The sequence below is a fragment of the uncultured Paracoccus sp. genome, assembly GCF_947487305.1.
GTDB lineage: Bacteria > Pseudomonadota > Alphaproteobacteria > Rhodobacterales > Rhodobacteraceae > Paracoccus.
In genome coordinates this window covers 255,472-280,014 of sequence record NZ_CANKWH010000004.1, presented here as the reverse complement: position 1 = coordinate 280,014, position 24,543 = coordinate 255,472, and the positions used below count along the sequence as shown (strand labels likewise).

22 protein-coding genes and 1 tRNA gene are annotated in these 24,543 nt (G+C 66.2%); 13 read left to right on the top strand and 10 right to left on the bottom strand.

Translation table 11 applies throughout. The features are described from left to right. The first annotated feature begins 39 nt into the window (after positions 1–39). Genes ahcY through Q1A36_RS07550 form a run of 3 tightly spaced genes read left to right on the top strand, consistent with a single transcriptional unit; the run spans position 40 to position 3,244 of the window. Positions 40–1,446 (top strand): adenosylhomocysteinase, encoded by a 1,407-nt coding sequence (gene ahcY / locus Q1A36_RS07560; RefSeq protein WP_299841591.1) that lies wholly within the window; start codon positions 40–42, stop codon positions 1,444–1,446. Between the two features lie 4 nt (positions 1,447–1,450). Next, positions 1,451–2,632 (top strand): methionine adenosyltransferase, encoded by a 1,182-nt coding sequence (gene metK / locus Q1A36_RS07555; protein WP_101751769.1) that lies wholly within the window; start codon positions 1,451–1,453, stop codon positions 2,630–2,632. A gap of 3 nt (positions 2,633–2,635) precedes the next feature. Then, positions 2,636–3,244, top strand: a complete 609-nt coding sequence (locus tag Q1A36_RS07550) for a sulfotransferase family 2 domain-containing protein (RefSeq protein WP_299841588.1) — start codon at positions 2,636–2,638, stop codon at positions 3,242–3,244. Here Q1A36_RS07550 and Q1A36_RS07545 read toward each other — a convergent pair. Together Q1A36_RS07545 and Q1A36_RS07540 are read right to left on the bottom strand one after the other, a co-directional pair. Continuing rightward, complete coding sequence (locus Q1A36_RS07545; protein ID WP_299841586.1) at positions 3,229–3,786, bottom strand: glutathione peroxidase; 558 nt, start codon at positions 3,784–3,786, stop codon at positions 3,229–3,231. The genes Q1A36_RS07550 and Q1A36_RS07545 overlap by 16 nt on opposite strands. A 26-nt stretch (positions 3,787–3,812) precedes the next feature. Beyond that, positions 3,813–4,274: a type II toxin-antitoxin system RatA family toxin gene (locus Q1A36_RS07540; RefSeq protein WP_101751772.1), complete on the bottom strand. Its 462-nt coding sequence runs from the start codon at positions 4,272–4,274 to the stop codon at positions 3,813–3,815. A 67-nt stretch (positions 4,275–4,341) separates the two neighbouring features. On the opposite strand from Q1A36_RS07540, the gene Q1A36_RS07535 reads away from it, so the two are divergent. Beyond that, complete coding sequence (locus Q1A36_RS07535) at positions 4,342–4,530, top strand: hypothetical protein (RefSeq protein ID WP_299841581.1); 189 nt, start codon at positions 4,342–4,344, stop codon at positions 4,528–4,530. Between the two features lie 7 nt (positions 4,531–4,537). On the opposite strand, the gene Q1A36_RS07530 is transcribed toward Q1A36_RS07535, so the two are convergent. Next, on the bottom strand, positions 4,538–5,386 hold the full coding sequence (locus Q1A36_RS07530; protein WP_299841579.1) for a neutral zinc metallopeptidase: 849 nt from the start codon (positions 5,384–5,386) through the stop codon (positions 4,538–4,540). Between the two features lie 251 nt (positions 5,387–5,637). Here Q1A36_RS07530 and Q1A36_RS07525 point away from each other — a divergent pair, with 251 nt between their 5' ends. From Q1A36_RS07525 to Q1A36_RS07510, 4 genes are all read left to right on the top strand, one after another. Next, complete coding sequence (locus Q1A36_RS07525) at positions 5,638–6,216, top strand: YqaA family protein (RefSeq protein WP_101751775.1); 579 nt, start codon at positions 5,638–5,640, stop codon at positions 6,214–6,216. Further along, positions 6,216–6,698: a disulfide bond formation protein B gene (locus tag Q1A36_RS07520; protein ID WP_299841575.1), complete on the top strand. Its 483-nt coding sequence runs from the start codon at positions 6,216–6,218 to the stop codon at positions 6,696–6,698. The genes Q1A36_RS07525 and Q1A36_RS07520 overlap by 1 nt, the downstream gene beginning before the upstream one ends. A gap of 240 nt (positions 6,699–6,938) precedes the next feature. After that, entirely contained in the window at positions 6,939–9,677 is a 2,739-nt protein-coding gene (gyrA, locus tag Q1A36_RS07515) for a DNA gyrase subunit A (protein WP_299841620.1), read from the top strand. 134 nt (positions 9,678–9,811) lie between these two features. Then, positions 9,812–10,948: an AI-2E family transporter gene (locus tag Q1A36_RS07510; protein WP_299841573.1), complete on the top strand. Its 1,137-nt coding sequence runs from the start codon at positions 9,812–9,814 to the stop codon at positions 10,946–10,948. A gap of 30 nt (positions 10,949–10,978) precedes the next feature. On the opposite strand, the gene Q1A36_RS07505 is transcribed toward Q1A36_RS07510, so the two are convergent. The 4 genes from Q1A36_RS07505 to Q1A36_RS07490 all read right to left on the bottom strand — a co-directional run bounded on the left by Q1A36_RS07505 (position 10,979) and on the right by Q1A36_RS07490 (position 16,582). Further along, positions 10,979–13,489 carry a DUF3772 domain-containing protein gene (locus Q1A36_RS07505; RefSeq protein WP_299841571.1) on the bottom strand — a complete coding sequence of 837 codons (2,511 nt, stop codon included), beginning with the start codon at positions 13,487–13,489 and terminating at the stop codon, positions 10,979–10,981. A gap of 6 nt (positions 13,490–13,495) precedes the next feature. After that, a complete protein-coding gene (locus tag Q1A36_RS07500; protein WP_299841569.1) occupies positions 13,496–14,527 on the bottom strand; it encodes a cysteine synthase A in 1,032 nt (343 codons plus the stop codon). 97 nt (positions 14,528–14,624) lie between these two features. Continuing rightward, entirely contained in the window at positions 14,625–15,716 is a 1,092-nt protein-coding gene (locus Q1A36_RS07495) for an NUDIX domain-containing protein (RefSeq protein WP_299841567.1), read from the bottom strand. Next, a complete protein-coding gene (locus Q1A36_RS07490) occupies positions 15,716–16,582 on the bottom strand; it encodes a hypothetical protein (RefSeq protein WP_299841565.1) in 867 nt (288 codons plus the stop codon). Before Q1A36_RS07490 ends, Q1A36_RS07495 begins: the two co-directional genes overlap by 1 nt. 100 nt (positions 16,583–16,682) lie before the next feature. Here Q1A36_RS07490 and Q1A36_RS07485 point away from each other — a divergent pair. Continuing rightward, positions 16,683–16,772, top strand: a tRNA-Ser gene (locus Q1A36_RS07485). Between the two features lie 167 nt (positions 16,773–16,939). On the opposite strand, the gene Q1A36_RS07480 is transcribed toward Q1A36_RS07485, so the two are convergent. Further along, positions 16,940–18,964 carry an ASKHA domain-containing protein gene (locus Q1A36_RS07480; RefSeq protein ID WP_299841563.1) on the bottom strand — a complete coding sequence of 675 codons (2,025 nt, stop codon included), beginning with the start codon at positions 18,962–18,964 and terminating at the stop codon, positions 16,940–16,942. Positions 18,965–19,154: 190 nt separating this feature from the next. After that, entirely contained in the window at positions 19,155–20,081 is a 927-nt protein-coding gene (locus tag Q1A36_RS07475; RefSeq protein ID WP_299841561.1) for a class I fructose-bisphosphate aldolase, read from the bottom strand. A 350-nt stretch (positions 20,082–20,431) separates the two neighbouring features. On the opposite strand from Q1A36_RS07475, the gene Q1A36_RS07470 reads away from it, so the two are divergent. Beyond that, positions 20,432–20,617, top strand: a complete 186-nt coding sequence (locus tag Q1A36_RS07470; RefSeq protein WP_299841559.1) for a hypothetical protein — start codon at positions 20,432–20,434, stop codon at positions 20,615–20,617. Positions 20,618–20,698: 81 nt separating this feature from the next. Here the strand turns inward: Q1A36_RS07470 and Q1A36_RS07465 are convergent, their stop codons facing one another. Next, entirely contained in the window at positions 20,699–21,901 is a 1,203-nt protein-coding gene (locus Q1A36_RS07465; RefSeq protein ID WP_299841557.1) for a phosphoglycerate kinase, read from the bottom strand. A 169-nt stretch (positions 21,902–22,070) separates the two neighbouring features. On the opposite strand from Q1A36_RS07465, the gene Q1A36_RS07460 reads away from it, so the two are divergent. From Q1A36_RS07460 to Q1A36_RS07450, 3 genes are all read left to right on the top strand, one after another. Then, positions 22,071–22,577: a peptidylprolyl isomerase gene (locus Q1A36_RS07460; RefSeq protein WP_101754173.1), complete on the top strand. Its 507-nt coding sequence runs from the start codon at positions 22,071–22,073 to the stop codon at positions 22,575–22,577. Further along, on the top strand, positions 22,570–23,169 hold the full coding sequence (locus Q1A36_RS07455; protein ID WP_299841554.1) for a peptidylprolyl isomerase: 600 nt from the start codon (positions 22,570–22,572) through the stop codon (positions 23,167–23,169). Before Q1A36_RS07460 ends, Q1A36_RS07455 begins: the two co-directional genes overlap by 8 nt. 183 nt (positions 23,170–23,352) lie before the next feature. Next, complete coding sequence (locus Q1A36_RS07450; RefSeq protein ID WP_299841552.1) at positions 23,353–24,537, top strand: glycine C-acetyltransferase; 1,185 nt, start codon at positions 23,353–23,355, stop codon at positions 24,535–24,537. Positions 24,538–24,543: the final 6 nt, after the last annotated feature.

The window sequence follows — 24,543 nt, the reverse complement described above, 5'->3', positions numbered from 1 at the left end:
TTATGTCGCGGGCTGACCACCCATCCGAAGGACCGCGACGTGACCGATTACATCATCAAGGACATCAGCCTGGCCGATTACGGCCGCAAGGAGCTGGACATCGCGGAAACGGAAATGCCCGGCCTGATGGCGCTGCGTGCCGAATATGGTGCCGCACAGCCGCTGAAGGGCGCGCGCATCGCCGGCAGCCTGCACATGACGGTGCAGACCGCCGTGCTGATCGAGACGCTGACCGCGCTTGGCGCCGATGTCCGTTGGGCCTCGTGCAATATCTATTCGACGCAGGATCACGCCGCCGCCGCCATTGCCGCCTCGGGCGTGCCGGTCTTTGCCATCAAGGGCGAGACGCTGGCCGAATACTGGGCCTATACCGACCAGATCTTCCAGTTTCCGGCCAAGGGCGACGCGCCCGGCACCGCCAACATGATCCTTGACGATGGCGGCGATGCGACGCTGTACATCCTCTTGGGCGCGCGGGTCGAGGCCGGCGAGACCGGGCTGATCGACACGCCGACCAGTGAAGAGGAAGAAGCGCTGTTCGCGCAGATCAAGAAGCGTCTGGCACAATCGCCCGGCTGGTTCACCGCGCAGCGCGACGCCATCCAGGGCGTCAGCGAGGAAACCACCACCGGCGTTCACCGTCTCTATGACCTGCACAAGAAGGGCCTGCTGCCCTTCCCGGCGATCAACGTCAATGACAGCGTCACCAAGTCGAAATTCGACAACAAGTATGGCTGCAAGGAATCGCTGGTCGACGGCATCCGCCGCGCCACCGACGTGATGATGGCCGGCAAGGTTGCCGTGGTCTGCGGCTATGGCGATGTGGGCAAGGGCTCGGCGGCATCGCTGCGCGGCGCCGGTGCCCGGGTGAAGGTGACCGAGGTCGATCCGATCTGTGCGCTGCAGGCGGCAATGGACGGGTATGAGGTGGTGACGCTCGAGGATGTCGCGGGCAGCGCCGACATCTTCATCACCACCACCGGCAACCGCGACGTGATCCGGCTGGAGCATATGCGCCAGATGAAGGACATGGCCATCGTCGGCAATATCGGCCATTTCGATAACGAGATCCAGGTTGCTGCCCTGCGGAACCACAAATGGACCAACATCAAGGACCAGGTGGACATGATCGCGATGCCCTCGGGCAACCGCATCATCCTGCTGTCGCAGGGTCGTCTGCTGAACCTCGGCAATGCCACCGGCCATCCGAGCTTCGTCATGTCCGCCAGCTTCACCAACCAGGTGCTGGCGCAGATCGAGCTTTACGCCAAAGGCGACGATTATGCGCCGGGGGTCTATATCCTGCCCAAGCATCTGGACGAGAAGGTTGCCCGGCTGCATCTGGACAAGATCGGCGTCAAGCTGACCACGCTGTCGCCCGAGCAGGCCGAGTATATCGGCGTGACGCCCCAGGGCCCGTTCAAATCCGATCACTACCGGTACTGAGACCATGACCGAATATTCGCTCTTCACCTCGGAATCCGTCTCCGAGGGCCATCCCGACAAGATCGCCGACCAGATTTCCGATGCCATCCTTGACGCCATTCTGGCCGAGGATGCCCGCGCCCGCGTGGCCTGCGAGACCATGGTGAAAACCGGCGTCGCCATCATCTCGGGCGAGATCAGCACCTCGGCCTGGGTCGATCTGGAATCGATCGTGCGCGGGGTCATCAACGATATCGGCTATACCTCGTCCGAGGTCGGTTTCGATGGCGCGACCTGCTCGGTCATCAACATCATCGGCAAGCAATCCCCCGAGATCAATCAAGGGGTTGACCGCGAAACCCTCGAGGATCAGGGGGCCGGCGATCAAGGGCTGATGTTCGGCTATGCCTCGGACGAAACCAATGTGCTGATGCCCGCGCCGATCACTTATGCGCACCGGCTGGTCGAGCGTCAGGCCAAGGTCCGCCGCAACGGCGTGCTGCCCTGGCTGCGCCCGGATGCGAAATCGCAGATCACGATGCGTTATGACGATGACGGCCGCCCCGAGGGCATCGATGCGGTCGTGCTCTCGACCCAGCACAGCCCCGATATCGCGCTGAAGGATCTGCGCGAGGCGGTGATCGAAGAGATCATCAAGCCGGTCCTGCCGGCGGAATGGCTGTCACCCGAAACCAAGTTCTTCATCAACCCGACCGGCAAGTTCGTCATCGGCGGGCCGGTGGGCGATTGCGGGCTGACCGGGCGCAAGATCATCGTCGACAGCTATGGCGGCATGGCCCGGCATGGCGGCGGCGCCTTCTCGGGCAAGGATCCGTCCAAGGTTGACCGCTCGGCGGCCTATGCCGGGCGTTGGGTGGCCAAGAACATCGTCGCCGCCGGTCTGGCGCGGCGCTGCGAGATCCAGGTCAGCTATGCCATCGGCGAGGCGCAGCCGACCTCGATCAGCCTGAACACGTTCGGCACGGAAACCAAGCCCGTAGACCAGATCATCAAGGCCGTGCGCGAGGTCTTCGACCTGCGCCCCTTCGCCATCATCCGCGATCTGGACCTGCTGCATCCGATCTACCGCCCGACCGCCAGCTATGGCCATTTCGGTCGCGATCCCTATGCGCTGCAGGGCGGCACCGCCTTCAGCTGGGAGCGGACGGACAAGGCCGAGGCGCTGGTTTCGGCGCTGTCGGACTGAGGCTTGCTGGTCTTTGCCCAAGCACGGCTGGTGCTGCTGTCGGTCCCCAAGACCGGCAGCACCGCGCTGGAAGCCGCGCTGGAGCGTGACGCCGATCTGGTGCTGCGCAACCCGCCGCATCTGAAGCACATGAACCTGCGGGGCTGGCAGAACCGGCTGGCCCCGCTGTTCGACGGCAAGGCCGCCGAGTTCCGCACCATAGCCGTCATCCGCGATCCGGTGGACCGGCTGCGCAGCTGGTATCGCTATCGCCATCGCGACGAACTGGCTGGCCGCCCGGCCAGCACCCGGGGTCTTACCTTCGAGGATTTCGTGGCCGAGGTGATGAAACCCGGCGAACGCGCGCCCTCTGCGCGGATCGGCACCCAGAGCGATTTCCTGACCGGCAAGGACGGCCGGGTCGGTGCCGACCTGATGTATCGCTATGAGGACATGGGCGATCTGACCGATTTCCTCGCCCGAACGCTGAAGCGCGAGATCACGCTGGAGCGGCTGAACAGCTCCCCGGCCGTTGACGCGCCGCTGTCAGCCGAAACCGAGGCGGCGCTGCGCCGGCATCTAGCCGACGATTGCGCGCTGCACGACGCGGCGCGGGGTCAGGCGGACAGGTAGGGCGCGAAGGCGGCCCGGATATCCTCGGATTCGGGCTTGGTCATCGATCCCCAGGTCTGGACCACCTGCCCCTCCGGCCCCAGCAGCACCTTGCCGAAATTCCACGCCGGGGCATAGCCATGCGTGTCCTTCAGCCAGGCATAGAAGGGATGCACGTCACCCCGCGCCACATGGATGATGTCGCTCATCGGCAGGGTGATGCCATAGTTGATCGTGCAGAATTCCTTGACCTTCTTGGCGTCGTCCAGTTCCTGCGCGAAGTCGTCCGAAGGCGTGGCCAGCACCACCAGCCCCTTGGGACCGAACTCCTCGTGCAGCGCCTGCATCCCCGCGAGCTGCGGGGTGAAGCCGCATAGCGAGGCGGTGTTCACCACCAGCACCGGCTTGCCGCGCCAGTCGGACATGGCGAGCGTGCCGCCATCGATCGAGGGAAAGCTGAACTCGGGCACGGAACCCCCTTGCGCGGCGGAGAGCTTTTGCCGCGACAGGAGCAGCGCGGAGATGGCGGCCAGACCGGCCTGTAAGGTGCGACGTCTAAACATGTGCGAAGAATAGCCCCGAATCGGGCTCAGGCATAGAGCTTGCGGGCCCGGTCCTCGAAGGCGCGGATGATCCGCGACATGGCCTCGCCGAAGACCACGCCGATCAGCTTCTGCAGGATGGCGTTCTTGAATTCGAAATCGACATGGAAATCGACCCGGCACCCGCCCTCGGGCAGGTCGGTGAAGGTCCAGCCGCTGCGCATGTACTTGAACGGGCCATCCAGGTACTCGGTATCGATCTTTAGCGGGCCATCGGTATCGGTCGGCCACAGCACCACCCGGCTGCCGAAGCGTTCGCGGAATACCTTGAAGCTGATGACCAGGTCGGCCTCGACCACCTCGGCGCCATCGTCGCGCAGCTGGCGTGAGCGGATGCGGGCGGCGCTGTTCCAGGGCAGGAATTCGGGATAGCGGTTGATGTCGGCAACAAGGTCATACATCTGCCGCGCGCTATAGGGCAGGACGCGGCTGTCATTGGTCTGGGGCAAGGCGATCTCGTGACTTTGCGTCTGGGGTAACTATAGGATGGGGCGGGCATAGCAAAAAGGCGGCGCCATGAACAACCTGATCTGGCTGGTCCGCGCTTCGCGTTGGGCCCGGAACCCTCCCAGCAAGCGGATGGTGATGCTGGTTTTCTGCATCATCGCCGTCGGTCTGGTGCTGCTCGGGATCGAGCGCTTGGGCCTCTGGCCGGACTGGGCGACGGTGAATGGTCCCCGCCGCCCGCATCTGCCGCGTCCCTGACGGACCGCTACAGCCCGGCCTCGGCGAAGGTGTTGCACTGCGCCAGATCGCCCGTGCGGAAGCCTCGCATCAGCCATTCCTGGCGCTCCTCGGCGCTGCCATGGGTAAAACTGTCGGGCATCGGCGTGCGGCCGGCGCTGGACTGGATGACGTCATCGCCCACCGCGCGCGCGGCGTTCTGCGCCTCTTCCAGGTCGCCCTCTTCGATCGAGCCGAATTGCTGGCTGGCATGGGCCGCCCAGATGCCGGCGAAGCAATCGGCCTGCAACTCGGTCAGCACCGACAGCGCATTCGAGTCGCGCTCGCTGGATTGCTGGCGCACCTGCGTCACCTTGCCGAGGATCCCCAGCTGGTTCTGCACATGGTGGCCGACCTCATGCGCGATCACATAGGCGGCGGCGAAATCCCCGCCCGCACCCATGCGCTGCGACATCACGTCAAAGAACTGCGTATCCAGATACAGCTTGCGATCGCCCGGGCAATAGAACGGCCCCATGGCTGCCGAGGCCCCGCCGCAGGCCGATTGCACCGCACCGCGGAACAGCACCAGCGTGGGTGCGGCATAATCCATGCCCGCCTGCTCGGGCAGAACCTGCCCCCAGACCTCTTCGGTATCGGCCAGCACGACCGAGGAGAACTCGCCATATTGCTGATCGGCCTCGGACAGCTCGCCCGTCTGAACCTGGCTGCTGCCCTGATCGAGGCCCTGCACCACCGGCGAAATGTCGATGCCGAAGAAATAGCCCACTGCCAGCACCACCAACATGCCGACGATGCCAATGCCGCCCGCGCCTCCGGCGCTCATCCGGCGCCGGTCTTCCACGTTGCGACTGCCGCGCCGCCCCCGCCATTCCATGCCTGCGGTCCTTCCCTGTCAGTGTTTGCACGCCGGTGCGGCGCGATCATGGCGCTGAAACGCCGGGCTGGCCCCGCCAGTTCCCTGACAGGTCCCGCCGAGTTTTCCCGAAAACGCCGGGCTTGCCAAGGCTTTGCGCAACCCCTCCGGCAGAGCCGCCGGTGCGATCAATCCGTCGCGAGCGCGGGCAAGGCGGCTTGACGCCGCCGCCGTCAAGGGTCAACTGCCGCATAACAAGGAACGGGGACGCGATGCTGCGCCGACTTTACGACTGGACGATGGGCCTTGCCGGCCACCGCCATGCCATGTGGGCGCTGTTCGGCGTCAGCTTCATCGAAAGCTCGGTTTTCCCGATCCCCCCCGACGTGCTGATGATCCCGATGGTCCTGGCGCGGCGCGAGAAGGCGTTCCAGATCGCCTTGGTCTGCACCATCGGCTCGGTGCTGGGCGCGCTGCTGGGCTACTGGATCGGGGCGACTCTGATGGACAGCGTCGGCCAATGGGTGCTGACCGCCTATGGCAAGGAACATGCTTTCGAACAGCTGTCGGCGCGGTTCAACGAATACGGGCTGTGGGCGGTGCTGTTCGCGGGCGTGACGCCCTTCCCGTTCAAGGTCATCACCATCTTCTCGGGGGCGACCGGCCTGTCGCTGCCGGTCTTCATCCTGACCTCGATCTTCGCGCGGGGCCTGCGCTTCTTCATCGTGGCGGGCCTCTTGTGGAAATACGGCGTGCCGATCCGCGACTTCATCGAGAACCGGCTTGGCCTCGTCTTCACCATCTTCACGGTCTGCCTGATCGGCGGCTTCCTTTCATTGAGGTACCTCTGATGTTTCCGCAGGACTCACGTCATATCGCCACGATCGCCGGCCTGGGTTCCGCCGCGCTTCTGGCCGCCGCGCTTGTGTTCCAGTCCATCGGCTATGCGCCCTGCGAGCTGTGCATCCTGCAGCGCTGGCCGCATGTGGTGGCGGCGGCGCTTGGCCTGTTGATCTGGTTTACCGGCTTTCGCCGCGCGCTGGCGATGCTGGGCATGGCGGCGGCGGGCGTGGCGATGGGGCTGGCACTCTACCATGTCGGCGTCGAATATGGCTGGTGGCCCGGTCCCAGCCATTGTTCGGGCGGGGTGTCGAACCTGACGACGCTCTCGACCAAGGACCTGATGACCCAGTTGCAGGCCGCCCCGGTGGTGCGCTGCGACGAGGTCGCCTGGCGCTTCCTCGGCCTGTCGATGGCGGGCTGGAACATGCTCTGCTCGGCCGGTCTGGCGCTGGTCTGGGCGATGTCGCTGCGCCGGGGCGCGGCGGCCTGAGCCTGCCCCCGCCGGCCTTCTGCGCCTGCACGAATAATCTGCCTCAAATCCCCCTGAAATCAGGGGGATTCCGGGCTTTTCCCGACCCGAGCGCCCGCTGCGCAATTGCATCCAGATGCTGTCGTCGTTATATCGTTAAGCAATAGATATTGAGGCAGACCAGTGGCAGACAACCGCGACGACGACCAGCCGGACACCGGTGAAAACGGCGAAGAAAACGGGGCGTCCGGGCGTGCCGTGATGGTCCATGACGGGCCGGTCATCGACATTTCCGAAGAGATGCGCACGTCCTACCTGGACTATGCCATGTCGGTCATCGTCAGCCGCGCGATCCCCGATCTGCGCGACGGGCTGAAGCCGGTGCATCGCCGCATCCTCTACGCGATGGATGAAAGCGGCAATACCTTCGACAAGCCCTATCGCAAATCCGCGCGTCCCGTCGGCGACGTGATGGGGAAATACCACCCCCACGGTGACGCCGCGATCTATGACGCCCTGGTGCGCATGGCGCAGGACTTTTCCATGTCCCTGCCGCTTCTGGACGGTCAGGGCAACTTCGGCTCGATGGACGGCGATCCGGCGGCGGCGATGCGCTATACCGAAGTGCGCATGGCCAAGGCGGCGAATTACCTCTTGATGGATATCGACAAGGAAACCGTCGATTTCCAGGACAACTATGACGGCAAGGACCGCGAGCCGACGGTGCTGCCGGCGCGCTTCCCCAACATGCTGGTCAATGGCGCCGGCGGCATCGCCGTCGGCATGGCGACCAACATCCCGCCGCATAACCTCGGCGAGGTGGTCGATGCCACGCTGGCGCTGATCGAGAACCCGGATCTGCCGACCGAGCGGCTGATGGAGATCGTCCCCGGCCCCGACTTCCCGACCGGCGCGATGATCCTGGGACGCTCGGGCGTGCGCAAGGCCTACCTGGAGGGTCGCGGCAGCATCATCGTGCGCGCCCGCACCCATATCGAGGAATTGCGCAAGGACCGCTTTGCCATCGTCATCGACGAGATCCCCTATCAGGTGAACAAGGCGACCTTGCAGGAGCGGATCGCGGAACTGGCGAAAGAGCGCAAGGTCGAGGGCATCGCCAATGTGCAGGACGAATCCGACCGCACCGGCATCCGCGTGGTCATCGAGCTGAAGCGTGACGCAACGCCCGACGTGGTGCTGAACCAGCTGTTCCGCTTCACCCAGATGCAGACCAGCTTCGGCGCCAACATGCTGGCGCTGAACGGCGGCCGTCCCGAGCAGCTGACCCTGCGCGACTTCCTGACCTATTTCATTTCGTTCCGCGAAGAGGTCGTGGCCCGCCGCACCGCCTATGAACTGCGCAAGGCGCGCGAGCGCAGCCATGTGCTTTGCGGTCTGGCCGTGGCGGTTTCGAATGTCGACGAGGTGGTGGCGACGATCCGGTCCTCGGCCGATGCCGCCCAGGCCCGCGAGCGGCTGATGGAGCGGCGCTGGCCTGCCCATGAGATCATCGAATACCTGCGGCTGATCGACGACCCGCTGCACCCGGTCAACGAGGACGGCACCTATAACCTGTCCGAGATCCAGGCCCGCGCCATCCTTGACCTGCGCCTGCAGCGGCTGACCCAGCTTGGCGTGCAGGAAGTAACCGACGAGCTGCAGCAACTGGCAGATGCCATTCGCGACTACCTGGCCATCCTCGCCTCGCGCGAGCGGATCATGGCGATCATCTCGGACGAGCTGCGCGAAGTGAAGGAACTCTTCGCCGTCCCGCGCCGCACCGAGATCTCCGACTGGTCCGGCGACATGGACGACGAGGACCTGATCGAGCGCGAGGACATGGTCGTCACCATCACCTCGGGCGGTTACATCAAGCGCACCCCGCTGGCCGATTTCCGGGCGCAGCGGCGCGGGGGCAAGGGCCTGTCGGGGATGGCGACCAAGGAAGACGACGTGGTCACAACGCTGTTCGTCGCCAATACCCATACGGAACTGCTGTTCTTCACCACCGATGGCATGGTCTACCGGCTGAAGACGTGGCGCCTGCCGCTTGGCGGGCGGACCGCCAAGGGCAAGGCCATCGTCAACATCCTGCCCATCGAACTGGGGGTCTCCATCGCCGCGCTGATGCCGGTCGATGCGCCCGAGGCGGAATGGGACAGCTACCAGGCGATCTTCGCCACCTCCGAGGGCGATGTGCGCCGCAACGCGCTGTCGGATTTCACCAATGTGAAATCCAACGGCAAGATCGCCATGAAGCTGCCCGAGGGGGTGGAGCTGATCGGCGTGCGCATGGCCACCGAGGATGACGACGTGATGCTGGTCACTTCGGGAGGGCGGGCGATCCGCTTCCCGACCACAGCCGTCCGCGTCTTCAAGGGCCGCGACTCGACCGGCGTGCGCGGCATCCGACTGGCCGAGGGCGACAGCCTCGTCAGCATGTCGATCGTGCGCCATTCCAAGGCCGACCCGGCCGAGCGCGCCGCCTATCTGAAGATGCGCCGTGCCGTGGCCGGTGCACTGGATGACGGGGCCGAGGCCGACGAGGACGAGGATGCCGTCGAAGAAGGCAGCATCACCCAGGAACGCTATGCCGAGATGTCGGCGGCCGAGGACCTGATCCTGACCATCACCGCCAAGGGCTCGGGCAAGATCAGCTCCAGCCACGATTACCCGGTGCGCGGACGCGGCGGTCAGGGCGTGATGGCGATGGACAAGGCCATGCGCGGCGGGGCGCTGATCGCCAGCTTCCCGGTCGAACTTGATCACCAGATCATGCTGGCCACCTCGACCGGTCAGTCGATCCGGGTGCCGGTAGACGGGATCAGCTTCCGTTCGCGCAGCGCCGGCGGGGTGCGGGTGTTCAACACCACCAATGGCGAGGAAGTCGTCTCGGTCGCCCGCATTGCCGAGCAGGAACAGGCCGAGGCTGACGAGGCTGCCGAAGGTGATGGCAACATCGCCCCGGACGCGGGAACCAAGAGCGGCGATCAGGAGTAAGCCGCATCGCGGGCCGGCTGGCACGGCCCGCACTTGACGGCTTGCGGAATTGGGTTTGGGATGGGGATGCGCCAGCCTTGGCGCATCCGGCCCCGAATGAGGAAACAGCAGGCGTGACCACCCCCACCGAATCCGTGCTCCGCGAGAGACTGCAAACCGGGTTTCTGGGGATCATCGCCTTTTCGGTGCTGCTGTTCCTTCTGGTGCAGTCGCGCTTCATCCTGATCTCGCTGGCCATTGCCATCATCATCTTCTCGCTGACCTCGGACGCGATCAACGCCATTGCGCGGCAGAAGGTCTCGAACTGGCTGGCGACAACGCTGGCGCTACTCGGGATCGCGCTGGGGCTTCTGTGGCTTTCGACCACCATCGTCTCGCAGGTGAACGAGGTGGCGCTGACCGCCATCAACTATGCCGAGCAGGCACAGGCGGCGCTGCTGGCGCTGACCACGCAGCTCGGGCCGAACGTGACCGAGGCGGCGCAGGCGGCGTTCAACAATTTCGACCTGACCGGCTGGCTGCGCTCGCTGGCGGGCAGCGCCTCGGGACTTCTGTCGGGCACGGTTCTGGTCATCCTTTTCGTCGGCTTCATGTTCGCCGAGCGCGCCTGGTTCCCGGTCAAGATCGAACGGCTGACCGGCGACCCGGTCAAGGCGCGGCAGGTTCGGGCGATCATTGCCTCGATCATGCACCGGGTGAACCGCTACCTCGTGGTCAAGGCCGCCGTCAGCCTGGTCACCGCGGCCATCGTCTGGGTGATCTTCACGGTCGCCGGTCTGCAACTGGCCGGGCCGGTCGCGATGCTGACCTTCGTCTTGAACTTCATCCCCTCGGTCGGCTCGATCATCGCCACGGTCATCGCCTTCCTGCTGGCCTTCGTGCTGTCGGGCGACATCACGCTGGCGCTGCTGGTCGGGCTGGCCTGCACGCTGACGCAATTCCTGATCGGCAATGTGCTGGACCCGATGCTTCTGGGCCAGACCTTGCGGCTGTCGAGCTTCGGCATCATCCTCAGCCTCGCCTTCTGGGGCGCGGTCTGGGGCGTACCGGGAATGTTCCTGGCCGTGCCGATAATGGTGGCGTTGATGATCGTTTGCGCACATATCCCCTGGCTGCGCCCCGTCGCGGTCATGCTGTCACGCGAGGGGCTTCCCGAGGATGGCATGACCGACGAGGAAATCTCGGGCAGTTCGGCCAGCGAGACGGCCAATGAGACGGTCGCCCCGCTGACGGGCCCCGAGGCCGGGCGCAAGGATCACGCGGCGGAATAGCGCCGCGCGTCGGTCAGCCGGGCGCCCGGATCAGCGCCCGCCATCTCCGTCACCGCCATCCCCATCGGCCCCGTCCATATCGGCATCGAAGGTCAGGCGCGGGTCGGCGTTGTTCGGTGTCGCAGGTGCCGAGGGTGTTTCGACCGGTGCGGCGATCTTCTTCTCGGCCTCGTCAACGGCCATTGCCGCCTCGGCCCCCGCATGGGCCAGCGCCTCGGGATTGCGCAGCCAGATGTCGCGCTGGACGAAGGGAATCTCGATCCCTTCCTCGCCAAAGCGGCGCACCACGGCGTGCAGCACGTCCGAGGTGACGCCGATCCCGCCCGAGGCATCCGCAAGGATCGCCCGGATCTCGAAATCCATGCTGTCGGCGCCAAGCGCGCGGAACAGCACGGCAGGCGGCGGGTCGATCATCACCGTCGGCTGGTCCTCGATGATCTCGCGCAGGATCTGCTCGACCTTGCGGGTGTCGCTGCCATAGGCGACGCCGACCGGGATGATGACGCGGCCATTGCGGTTCGAACGCGTCCAGTTTGTCACCGGCTGGCTGACCAGATCGCTGTTCGGCACGATCACCTCGGTCCGGTCGAAGGTCTCGACCGAGGTCGAGCGGACCGAGATGCGCTTGACGATGCCCTGCTGACCGCCCGCGTCGACCCAGTCACCGACGCTGATCGGCCGCTCGATCAGGAGGATGATGCCCGAGACGAAGTTCGAGACGATGTTCTGCAGGCCAAAGCCGATACCCACCGACAGCGCACCGGCGACGATGGCCAGCGAGCTGAGGTCGATCCCCGCCGAGGTGACGGCCAGCACCGCCGCGAGGAAGATCCCGACATAGCCGAGGCCCGAGACCAGCGCGTTCTGCCCGCCCGCGTCCAGCCGGGTCTTGGGCAGCACCGCTGTGCGCAGCGCCCGCTGCACGCCGCGGGTGATGACATAGCCGAGGGCGAATACGACGATGAATTTCAGCAGGCCAAACAGCGACAGGTTGATGCCGCCGAAGGTCACGCCCTGCTGGATCCGGTTCCAGTATTCGGCGAGATCGGTGCCGGTCGCCCCCCAGATGACGGCGAAGACCGGCACGCTGAGCAGCACCAGCCCGGCACCCACCATCAGCGGGGCCAGCCCCTCGCGTGCGCCTTCCTGCCCCTGCGACAGCATGTCGAAGATATCGGCGATCAGGTCCTGCATCAGGATCAGGAAGCTGATCAGCGACAGGGTAAAGAGCCACGGCCAGATCACCGCATTGGCGAGGTTGATCAGCCCATAGGCGGCAAGGCCGACGGTCAGCACCGCGACCAGGCGCGACCCCGCGCCGGCGATGGCCAGCACCCGGTCGCGCATCCGCACGGATTCGGGCGGGTTGTAGCTGGGCATCTTGCGCAGCACGTTCCCCAGCCGGAACAAGAGGACGGCGGCGATCACGATCATGACGAAATGCCAGACCGAGGTCGCGCCCGGCGCGAAGGTCATCGGCACCCGGTCGACCTGCGCATCGCCGCTTTCATAGATCCCCGATTGCGGCAGCAAAGCGCTGGACAGGATGTGATGCAGCGCGAAGACGAGGCCGAGGAGATTGGTGCAGTTACGGGCAATGGCGCGCTTGCGCTCGGGCATGTTCAGCGTGTCATAGGCGACCGCGTGGCGCGGATACATCTGCCGCGCGAGCCAGCGCGCGCCGAAGAAGATCACCCCTGCACCGGGCAGCGCCAGCAGGAATGGCCGCGACCAGTTGCCGAACCAGCCGGTCGCATCCAGACCCCGGATCGCCAGGAACACGCCCAGCATCGGCAGCGCGATCTGCCCCAACGAGACAAGGAAGGCCACGACCGCGCGCGAATGTTCCGACGCCCGCGCCGACAGCCGCGAGGGCAAGGCCTCGATCCAGCGCCGGCCATAGGTCAACAGCACCAACGCCAGCAGCACATAGCCGAAGGCCAGCGGCAGCTTGTCGCGCATCTGCGCCCAGCCCCCGGCCTTGGCGCTGAGATCAGCGGTCTCGCTGGTCACGCCGCTGGCCAGTTTCACCGCCTCGCTGACCCCTTCGGTCCAGCTGGAGGGCAGAAGCGGCGAGGGCGAAAGCTGCGCCAGCTCGGTCGCCTGGCGGTCGGCGATCTGGCTGTCGATTTCCTTGATGATGGAATCGGCGCGGCTGAAGGCCTCGACCGCCGAGAGGCGCGGGGCCTGCAGCGTCGAGAGCTGGTCGTTCAGCGTCTTGCGCCGGGCGGCAATCTCTTCATCCTCGCTGGCGCCCTCGGCCGGGGCCGGACCAAGCGCGGCGATCTGTTCCTTCACAGTCTCGATACGCGGGCCGTTGGCGTTCTGTCCCTGCTGGAACTGGTTGCGCCAGTCGATCATCTGCGCGCGGATCTGGGTCAGCTGATCCTGCGAGGCGCTGTCGCCGTCCAGCAGCCCTTCGGCCTGTGCCGCCTGCTGGTCCCATTGGTCATAATTGATCTCGGCCGGGTTCTGGGCCAGCACCGGCGAGGCAATAGCGATCAGGACCGTCAGGATGACGGAAAGAAGAAACTGGCGCATGGTGGATCAGCCCTCGAAGACTTCGGGCAGGTCGGGTTTCTCGGCCACCAGCCAATCCGGCACCGGCAGGCCCTTGGCGCGCAGGAAATCGGGGTTGAACAGCTTGGTCTGGTAGCGGTTGCCATAGTCGCAGAGGATCGTGACGATGGTATGGCCCGGCCCCATCTCTCGCGCCATGCGGACTGCGCCGGCAAGGTTGATGCCGGTCGAGCCGCCCATGACCAGCCCCTCTTCCTTGACCAGGTCGAAGATGATCGGCAGCGCCTCGCTGTCGGGGATGCGCCAGCTGAAATCGGGGGTGAAGCCTTCGAGATTGGCGGTGATGCGCCCCTGCCCGATGCCCTCGGTGATGGAATCGCCGGGGCTGGCGAACTCGCCCTCGGTGTAGAAGCTGTGCAGCGCCGCGCCCTCGGGATCGGCCAGGCCGATCTTCACGCCCTTGGGCTGCAGGTACATGGCGACCCCGGCCAGCGTCCCGCCAGAGCCCACGGCGCAGGTAAAGCCATCGACCTTGCCGCCGGTCTGGTCCCAGATCTCCGGGCCGGTGGTGTCGAAATGGGCCATGCGGTTGGCGACATTGTCGAACTGGTTGGCCCAGATCGCGCCATTCGGCTCGGTCCTGGCCAGCGCCTCGGCCAGACGGCCGGAATAGCGGACATAGTTGTTCGGGTTCTTGTAGGGCGCCGCCGGAACCTCGACCAGCGTCGCACCTGCCAGCCGCAGCATGTCCTTCTTTTCCTGGCTTTGGGTCTCGGGAATGACGATCACCGACTTGAAGCCCATCGAGGCCCCGACCAACGCCAGCCCGATGCCGGTATTGCCCGCCGTGCCCTCGACGATGGTGCCGCCCGGACGCAACTGGCCCGAGGCCACCGCATCCTTGATGATGTACAGCGCCGCCCGGTCCTTGACCGACTGGCCCGGATTCATGAACTCGCATTTGCCCAGAATTTCACAGCCGGTTTCCTCGCTGGCCCGGCGAAGCCGGATCAGTGGGGTGTTGCCGATGGCTTCGGCGAGGTCCTGGCAAATGCGCATGACGGTGTCCTTCCTGTCTTATGGGTGCGCGGCACGTCGCCCCATTCCTATACGCGCCCGACCGAGCGGGGCAAGCCCGCGCCCCGATCAAACACGCTCACGCCTCCGCAATCGCGCGCTTGAGATCCGGCAGCCGCGCCTGGAACCACAGGGCCAGCAGCGCCAGCGGCCCGTTGCTGATCTGTCCCTCCATCACCAGCCGCGCCAGCTCACCGGTCGAGACCAGATGGCTGCGGATATCCTCGGCCTCGCTGTCCAGCCCGTGAATGCCGCCCGCATCATCGGGCAGATCGGCCTCGGCCACGTAGCAATAGAGGTATTCGCCGATGGCGCCGGGGCTGGGATAGTGGTGCAGCGCCGGGAACATCCGCCCCAACGGCAGCTGCGCCTCTTCCAGCGCCTCGCGCCGGGCGGCGATCTCGGGCGTCTCGCCCACGTCGATCCGGCCCGCGATGGCCTCGAGCATCCAGGGCTGGCGGTCGCCGCGCATGGCCGGGCCGACGCGGAACTGATCTATCAGCAGCACCCGGTCGCGCTTCGCGTCCCATGGCAGCACGACGACCGCATCGCCCATGACAAAGCCCGCGCGCTTGACCACCGGCGACCAGCCACCCCCATGCAGCCGGTGGCTGAGATGCATCTCCTCGACGGCAAAGAAATCGGCATAGGGCTCGGCCCGGTTCTCGACCCGCCAGAGCGGACCGGGCTCGTCCGGGTCAAAGCCGGCAAGGTCGCCGCCGGTCAGCGGGTCCGCCGCCGCGCGCAAGGTGCTGTCGATCCAGGTGCCGATCATCGGCAGGCGCCGCGCGATCTCGGCCGGGCTGCGGTCCTCGGGCGCTGCCAGAACGGCGCGGGCGATTCCCGCGACCAGATCGGCCGGCCAGCGATCCGCCGACCAGGCCACCCCGCCCGGCCCCTGCGCCGCCGCCCCCATCATCCGCAGCCCTTGGTGCGGCACGGGTGCGAGGCCCATCACCGCGGCGTAGCGCGCGAGCCGCGGCGTCATCGTCACGGCCAGCGCCGCCACCTGCCCCGGCCCCTGCTGCCAGACCGGCCAGCCATGCCGGTCGATCCCGGCGCGCTGGCCGCCGACCAGCCGCCCCTCGAGCGTCATCTCGCGCCCGGCGAGTCCAAGGGCTTCCCGCAGCGAGGGATGGGCCAACGGCCCGACCAGAACCACCTCGGACATCAGAGCTGCCTGCCCGCGATATGCAACGCCGCCGCCGCGCCCATCTCGCGCGAGATCGCGGTATAGACCTGCTCGTAGGCGCCGTTGACCGAGGACCAGAGGCCCTTCCCCGCCTCGGAGGTGGCGAAATCGGCATAGCGCGCCAGGTCCTCGTCGCTCAGCGGCGAATAGGCCAGCATCAGGTAGGCCGGCAGCCATTCCTCGATCATCGCCCGGATGTCGGGTTCCTGGGCCCAGGTTTCCTCCAGCATCTCGGCATCGGTCATCGGCATCGTGAAGCCACCCTCGGCACCGAATCCCCTGGAAAAGGCCAAGGCCTCGTTCAGCGCAGCGGCGATGGTCGGTTCCAGCAGGTCGGCGCCCTCGATCAGCCGGTTGATCGTCGTGAGACGCGGTGCCTCGATGTCCAGCGCTTGCTGGAAGGCGGCGATGGCCCCGTCCTCGGTATCCTGGTCGATGATCGCCCGGCGCGCCTGCAACTCCAGTTCCACCACCTGCCGCCCCAGCGGCGCCTCGAGGAAATCCAGTGCCGTCCGGTTCAGCTCGACCGGTTCTTCAGCCAGCGCCTCGGTCAGCGCGGCGTGCAGCAGCCCGCTCAGCCGCCGGGGATCATGGATGGCCGAGACCCGCTTGCGCCAGCCGGCATCGCTGCCCTGCTCGAACAGCATCTCGGCCATCTCGTCGCCCTGGTTCAGCGCCTCGTCCTGCATGACCACCAGCATCTCGTCCAGCCGCAACGCCTGCCACAGCCGCGCCTCGACCGAGGCCCCGGGCGCCTCGATCCGGCTCTCGGCCAGAGCCGAACCAGCCGGCATCGCCAGCCCTACCCCGGCCAGAAATCCGAGGAGCATGAGCATCCTGTTCATGAAGAATCGGCCTTTCGCATTTCAGTTGGCTTTTTTCGCCGAACCCCCCTTGCGCTTCAACCCCCGCCCGTCTAATTCCCGCCTCACCACACCAAAGCGCGGAGAGGTGCCGGAGTGGTCGAACGGGGCGGTCTCGAAAACCGTTGAGCCTTCACGGGTTCCGTGGGTTCGAATCCCACCCTCTCCGCCAATTTTCCCAAGACAACAAGACAACTAGCATATTGGCGACAGCCACGGCCTGCGGCGATCGGCCTTGCTTGTCTTTCTTCCACGGCGCGAGCGATGTCCAACATGGCTGTCGCCGCTGACCGGTTGGACCCGTGCTGGGCCGGCAGGCCGCTGCTCCGACGCTTCCCCCTACCGCCGCCGCCGCCGCGGCCGGTCGTCGCCCGCGGTGTTATAGCTGACATCGGGCAGGCTCACCTGCCCGACCAGTCCGGGATAGGGATCGCTGGCGTGCGGGATGGCGTTGGCGGCGACGAAATGTTCCTGGAAGCGCGGGGCGATGGCGGTTTCGATCCGCGTCACCCGGCGGACCTCTTCCTCGATCTCGATCCGTGCGGCGCGGGAACAAAGCGCGATCCGCGCCCCCGTCCCCGCCGCATTGCCGGCGCTGGTCACGCGCTCGGGCGCGCAATCCGGGATCATGCCCAGAACCAGCGCATGCAGCGGCGAGATATGCGCGCCGAAGGCGCCGGCCAGCACCACCCGGTCCAGCGTCTCGATACCGAACTCGTCCATCAACAGCCGCGCCCCGGCATAAAGCGCCGATTTCGCCAGCTGGATCGCCCGGATATCGCCCTGTGTCACGGCGATCAGCGGCCCGCCCTCGGCGGTGCCGTCATGCAGAACATAGCTGTGGGTCCGCCCCTGCGGTACCGAACGCGCAGTGCCCACCTGCTCGGCCGAGCCGATCAGGCCCGAAGGATCGACCAGACCGGCCATGCGCATCTCGGCCACCGCCTCGATGATGCCCGAGCCGCAGATGCCGGTGATGCCGGTGGACTTGGCAGCCTCGGCAAAGCCCGGCTCGTCCGACCATGCCTCGACCCCGATGATGCGGAAGCGCGGCTCCTTGGTCACGGGATCGATCCGCACCCGCTCGATCGCGCCCGGCGCGGCGCGCTGGCCGGAACTGATCTGCGCCCCCTCGAAGGCCGGGCCGGTGGGCGAGGAACAGGCCAGCACCCGGGTCCTGTCGCCCAGGACGATCTCGGCATTGGTGCCGACATCGACGATCAGCACCGGGCTTTCGGATTTCTGCGGCTGTTCCGACAGCACGACGGCGGCGGCATCCGCCCCCACATGGCCGGCGATGATCGGCAGGACATAGGCCCGGGCCGAGGGCGCGATCTTCAGCCCCAGCTCGCCCGCTTTAAGCACCAGCGCATCCGAGGTCGCCGGGGCGAAGGGCGCCTGCCCCAGCTCGACCGGATCGATGCCCAGCATCAGGTGATGCATGACCGGGTTGCAGACCACCACGGCCTCGGCGATCCGCGCAGGCTCCACCCCCGCCTCCTCGGCCAGCGCGGTGGCCAGATGGCCCAGCCCGTCGCGCACGGCCGTGGTCATCTCTTCGGCCCCACCGGGGTTCATCATCGCGTAGCTGACCCGGCTCATCAGGTCCTCGCCAAAGCGGATCTGCGGGTTCATCAGCCCCGACGAGGCCAGCACCCGCCCGTCATCCAGCGCCACCAGATGCCCGGCGATGGTGGTCGAGCCGAGGTCGATCGCCAGCCCGTAGAGCGGCCCATCCAGCAGTCCGGGGATCAGGTCGATCAGCTGCGGCGGCTGGCGGCCATCGTCCCAGACCACCGCCGTTACCTTCCACTCGCCCTTGCGCAGCACTTTCTGGATCCGCGCAAGGACCTCAAGGTCGGCGTGCAGGCCCTTGATCTGCCACTGTTCCTCCAGCGCCATCGAGAGACGCTGGAAATCGCCCGTCGGGTCATCCAGATCGGGCTCGACCACCTCGACATAGAAGGGCCGCACCGCCGGGTCCATGACCATGACCCGCTCGCTTGCGGATTTGCGGATCACCTGCCGGTGCAGCTGGCTTTCGGGCGGCACGTCGATCACCACGTCCGACTGGATGCGCGCCTGACAGCCGAGCCGTCGCCCGGGCTTCAGCCCGCGAATGCGGTCATAACGCTCCTCGACAGCATTGATCCCGGTCAGCGCATCCTCGGCCACGGTCACGCCATGTTTCGGAAAGGCTCCCTTGCCCGGCGCGACCTGGCATTTGGAGCAGATGCCCCGCCCGCCACAGACCGAATCCAGATCGACCCCCAGCTTCCGCGCGGCCTCCAGCACCGGCGTGCCGGCCGGCACTCGCCCGCGCTTGCCCGAGGGGGTGAAGATGACAAGGGGATCGTCGGCCATATCGGGCACCTCGCTGTTCGCACCCGAGTTAATCAGACCGCCCGCGCACCGCAAGGCGGGAACCCGCCGCCTCGATGCCCGAATGCGACCTCACCTGACCAGCGCAAACAAGCGATTGGGTGAGTTGCAGCCACCAGAACGCAAAAGGGGGCGCGAACGCCCCCTCCAACCGGTCAGGAAACCTGAGAAATCAGGCGCCCTTGTAGATGTCCACCAGCTTGCCCAGCATGTCGAGCGCGTCCTCGCGCGAGCGCTGGAAGCTGTTGCGGCCGATGATCGAGCCGTTGCCGCCGCCGTCGCGGATGGCGCGGGCATCGTCATACACCGCGTCGGCGCCCTTGGCCGCTCCGCCCGAGAAGACCACGATGCGACGGCCGCCAAAGGCCGCCTGCATGCAATGGGCCACGCGCTTGGCCTGGGTCGAGACGTCGATCTCCTGCTTTTCGTAGACCTTCTTGGCCTCGCCCAGCATCAGGTGATCGGTCGAGAGCTTGATCTTGATGATATGCGCGCCCAAAAGCGCCGCGATCTGCGCGGCATAGGCGGCGACATCGATGGCGGTCTCGCCATCCTTGGTGATGGCCTCGCCGCGCGGATAGGACCAGATCACCGTGGCCACGCCCTTGGCGGCGGCCTCTTCGCGCATGGCCGAGATTTCCTCGAACATGTCCAGTGCCATGTCCGAACCCGGGTAGATGGTGAAGCCGATGGCCGAGCAGCCAAGGCGCAGCGCGTCGTCGACGCCGGCGGTGATCGCCTGGTTCTTGCCCGCCGTCTCGGACATCAGCGAATTGGCACTGTTGACCTTGAGGATGGTCGGGATCTGGCCGGCAAAGGTGTCGGCGCCGGCCTCGATCATGCCAAGCGGCGCGGCATAGGCGTTCAGCCCGGCATCGATGGCCAGCTTGTAGTGGTAATGCGGGTCATAGGCGTCGGGGTTCGGGGCAAAGGACCGCGCCGGGCCATGCTCGAAACCCTGGTCGACGGGCAGGATGATCATCTTGCCGGTGCCGGCCAGCCGCCCGGTCATCATGATCCGGTTCAACTGGGCCTTCACGCCCGGCGTCTCGCCTTCGTATTTCGACAGGATCTGCTTGACGGTACGCGTCGTCTTCATCTTGGAGTCCCCTTTTCACGTTGCGGGTTTCCTAGCAGACCGCCCGGCAAGGGCAACGCTGATCGCGCTAACGGCTGTCGCGATCGGCCGAGGACCGCGTGCCGAGGCCATCGCGACGCCCGAAACGGCCAATCCAAGTTTAATTATTCGAGACACGCCAAGCCTTTACGAAATGGTAATCTCTCTGTGCCAGGGAGTGTCGGGAGAAACAGATGCCACAGGGACCCAGTTTCGCAGCAAGGCCGCAGGTCACTGCCCGGGCGAAGCCGCCCGGTTGGCCGAAGCATGCAGCATGGCAGTCGCGCCCGATCCAGAGGGTTGCGCCCAGAGCCCCGGGAAATGGAGACGTCGTGACAAGGATCGAAGCAACCGCGCCGGGCCAGCGGGCCGAGAAGGTCGTGGCCGCAGAGGCAGCCGGCCAGGGCGCGGCGGTGACAGCCGCCGACAGCCCGGCCAGTGCCGGCCATATTCACCACCCGGCGGCGGCGGTAGGGCAATATGGTGCCTTCTTCGACTGGCTCTTCAACCAGCGTTGACAGGGTTTGCGGTGCGACGAAAAAACCGGCGGCAGGATGACCCTGCCGCCGGTTCCGCTTTCGTCAGTCGCGTGACGAGGATCAGGCGCGCTTGGCCTTCAGCGCCGCGACACCGGGCAGTTCCTTGCCCTCCATCCATTCAAGGAAAGCGCCGCCCGCCGTTGAAATGAAGGTGAAGTCATCGGCCACTCCGGCGCGATTCAGGGCCGCGACCGTATCACCGCCACCCGCGACCGATACCAGCGTGCCAGCCTTGGTCGCCTCGGCCGCCGCCCGCGCCGCGGCATTGGTGGCGCGGTCGAAGGGGGCGATCTCGAAGGCGCCAAGCGGGCCGTTCCAGATCAGCGTGCGGCAGCGGGTGAAGAGATCGCGCACCGCCGCCACCGTCTCGGGCCCGGCGTCGAGGATCATCGCATCGGCCGGGCATTGATCGACCGGCAGAACCTCGTTCTCGGCACCTTCCTTGAACTCGCGCGCCACCACGATATCCACCGGCAGATGGATGGTGCAGCCGGTGCTTTCGGCCTTCTCGAGGATCTCGCGGGCGGTATCGGCCATGTCGCGCTCGGCCAGCGACTTGCCGACCTCGATGCCCTTGGCGACCAGGAAGGTGTTGGCCATGCCGCCCCCGATCACCAGATGATCGACCTTCTCGATCAGGTTCGACAGCAGTTCAAGCTTGGTCGAGACCTTGGCCCCGCCGACCACGGCCACCACCGGACGCTCGGGCTTGCCAAGGGCCGCATCCAGCGCCTTCAGTTCTTCCTCCATCAGCCGCCCGGCACCGGCCTGCATCAGCCGCGCCAGACCCTCGGTCGAGGCATGGGCGCGGTGCGCGGCCGAGAAGGCGTCATTGATATAGACCTGCCCCAGCGCGCCAAGCGAGGCGGCGAAGGTGGCGTCGTTCTTTTCCTCGCCCTCGTAGAAGCGGGTGTTTTCCAGCAGCGCCACATCGCCCGGCTGCAGCGCCGCCACGGCGCGCTTGGCGGTGCCGCCGATGGCCTCCTCGACAAAGACCACGCCTTGCCCCAGCGCGGCTTCCAGCGCCGGCACCACTTGCGCAAGGCTCATGCTGTCGACGCGCTTGCCCTTGGGACGGTCGAAATGCGCCAGCAGCACCGGGATGCCGCCCTTCTGCTGAATGTCCTTGATCGTCGGCACGATGCGGTCGATGCGCGTCGTGTCGCTGACCTTGCCGTTCTCGACCGGCACGTTCAGGTCCACGCGGGTCAGCACGACCTTGCCGTCCAGATCCAGGTCATCGATGGTGTTGAAGTCAGCCATGGTCGATCCTCTTGAACACGAATGCGATGGTTAGTCGCCGGGCTTGTCCCGCAAGTTGACAATCTCGTCAACCGGAACCCCGCATTGAACGCGCGACTGTGGTTCCGCGTTGCTCTTTCACCCGGCGACGCCTATCTGCGTTGCCATGTCCAACCTGAAGGAGGGCCCCATGGCCGAGATCAAGGATCCCGAGAACACCATCATCATCACGCTGAAGGATGGTCCCGTGACCATCGAGCTGCTGCCCGACGTGGCGCCCAAGCACGCCGAGCGGATGAAGGAGCTGGCCCGCGCCGGTCACTATGACAACGTGGCCTTCCACCGGGTGATCGACGGCTTCATGGCCCAGACCGGCGACGTGCAGCACGCCAACATGGAAAAGAACTACAATCCGGGCCGTTCGGGCACGGGTGGTTCGGACCTGCCGGATCTGCCGGCCGAGTTTTCCAAGCTGCCCCATTCGCGTGGCACGCTGGGGGCGGCGCGTTCGTCGAACCCGAACAGCGCCAACAGCCAGTTCTTCATCAACTTCAAGGACAATGACTTCCTGAACGGGCAATACACCGTTTACGGCCGGGTCATCGACGGCATGGAACATGTCGACAAGATCGCCCGGGGCGAGCCGCCTGCAAATCCCGACCGGATGATCTCGGTCAAGGTTGCCGCCGATGCGTAAGCTGGCCCTGATCCCCGCTTTGTTGCTGGCGACCCCGGTTCTGGCCGAGGGTCTGCCCGGTGTCACCGACGGTCCCGGCCCGAACATGGTGATCGAGGTTGCCGGCGCCGACGGCACCGCCAAGGGCACCATCACGCTGGACCTCTATGCCGACAAGGCCCCCAAGCATGTCGAGCGCCTGGTGGCGCTGACCAAGGAGGGCAAATATGACGGCGTGGTCTTCCACCGCGTCATCGACGGCTTCATGGCCCAGACCGGCGACGTCCAGCACGGCAAGCAGGGTGGCGACACCAAGATGGCCGGCATGGGCGGCTCGGACCTGCCCGACCTCGCGGCCGAGTTCAATGATGTCTCGTTCCAGGCCGGCACCGTCGGCATGGCCCGCAGCCAGGACCCGAACAGCGCCAACAGCCAGTTCTTCATCGACCTGGCCCCGGCAACCTTCCTTGACGGGCAATATACCGTCGTCGGCCAGCTGGTCGACGGTTGGGACGTGCTGAACGCCATCACCAAGGGCGACGGCAATGCCAACGGCGCGGTCGCCACGCCCGATTATATGGCCAAGGTGACGATCGTGGAGGGCGGTGCCTGACCAGCCCTGCCAGAGCGACCATGGAAGGCCCGCCGGTTCATCCGGCGGGCCTTTTCCGTCGGGCGATCCGGGCGCGACGCGCGATCTGCCCGGATTTGCGGCAGAATTCACTCGATCCTCGGTTGACGGCATCAAGCCCTGACACCTAGCTGGGGCAATCGTAAAGATTCAGGGAGCCCAGGGATGAGCCTGACCGATCGCCTCACCTCGGAATTGCAGCAGATCCGCAGCGATGGCCTTTTCAAGACCGAGCGTGTCATCACCTCGATGCAGGCCGGGCGCATCGAGGTGCAGCCGGACCGCGAGGTGCTGAACTTCTGCGCCAACAACTACCTTGGCCTCGCCGACCATCCCGACCTGATCGCCGCCGGCCATGCCGCGCTCGACCGCTATGGCTATGGCATGGCCTCGGTCCGCTTCATCTGCGGCACGCAGGAGGAGCACAAGGCACTCGAGGCGCGCATCGCCGGGTTTCTGGGCACCGAGGATGCGATCCTCTTTTCCTCCTGCTTCGACGCGAATACCGGCCTGTTCGAAACCATCCTCGGCCCCGAGGACGCGATCATCTCGGACGCGCTGAACCATGCCTCGATCATCGACGGGGTGCGGCTCTGCAAGGCGCAGCGCCATCGCTATGCGAATAACGACATGGCCGAGCTGGAAGCCTGCCTGATTGCCGCGAAGGACGCGCGCAACCGGCTGATCGTGACGGACGGCGTCTTCTCGATGGACGGGGTGATCGCTGATCTGCCGGCGATCTGCGCACTGGCCGAGCGCTATGATGCGACGATGGTGGTCGATGACAGCCACGCGGTCGGCCTGACCGGCCCCGGCGGGCGCGGCACCCCTGCCCTGCACGGCGTCGCCGAGCGGGTACAAATCCTCACCGGCACGCTTGGCAAGGCGCTTGGCGGCGCCTCGGGCGGCTATGTCGCCGGTCCCGCGCCGGTGATCGAGATGCTGCGCCAGCGCTCGCGGCCCTATCTCTTCTCGAACACGCTGGCGCCGGTGATCGCCGGTGCCTCGCTGACCGCGCTGGACCTGATCGATGCGGGCGACGACTTGCGCGCGCGGCTGACTGCCAATGCCGAACGCTTCCGGGCAGAGATGGGCGCGGCGGGCTTCACGCTGGCCGGTGCCGGGCATCCGATCATCCCGGTGATGCTGGGCGATGCCCATCTGGCCGGCGAGTTTGCCGCCCGCATGATGGAACGCGGCGTCTATGTCACCGCCTTCTCCTTCCCCGTCGTCCCGCGCGGACAGGCCCGCATCCGCACCCAGATGTCGGCGGGCCACAGCGAGGCCGACCTGTCGGCGGCCATTGCCGCATTCATCGAAACCGGCCGCGAGCTGAAGGTGATCCAATGAGCAACA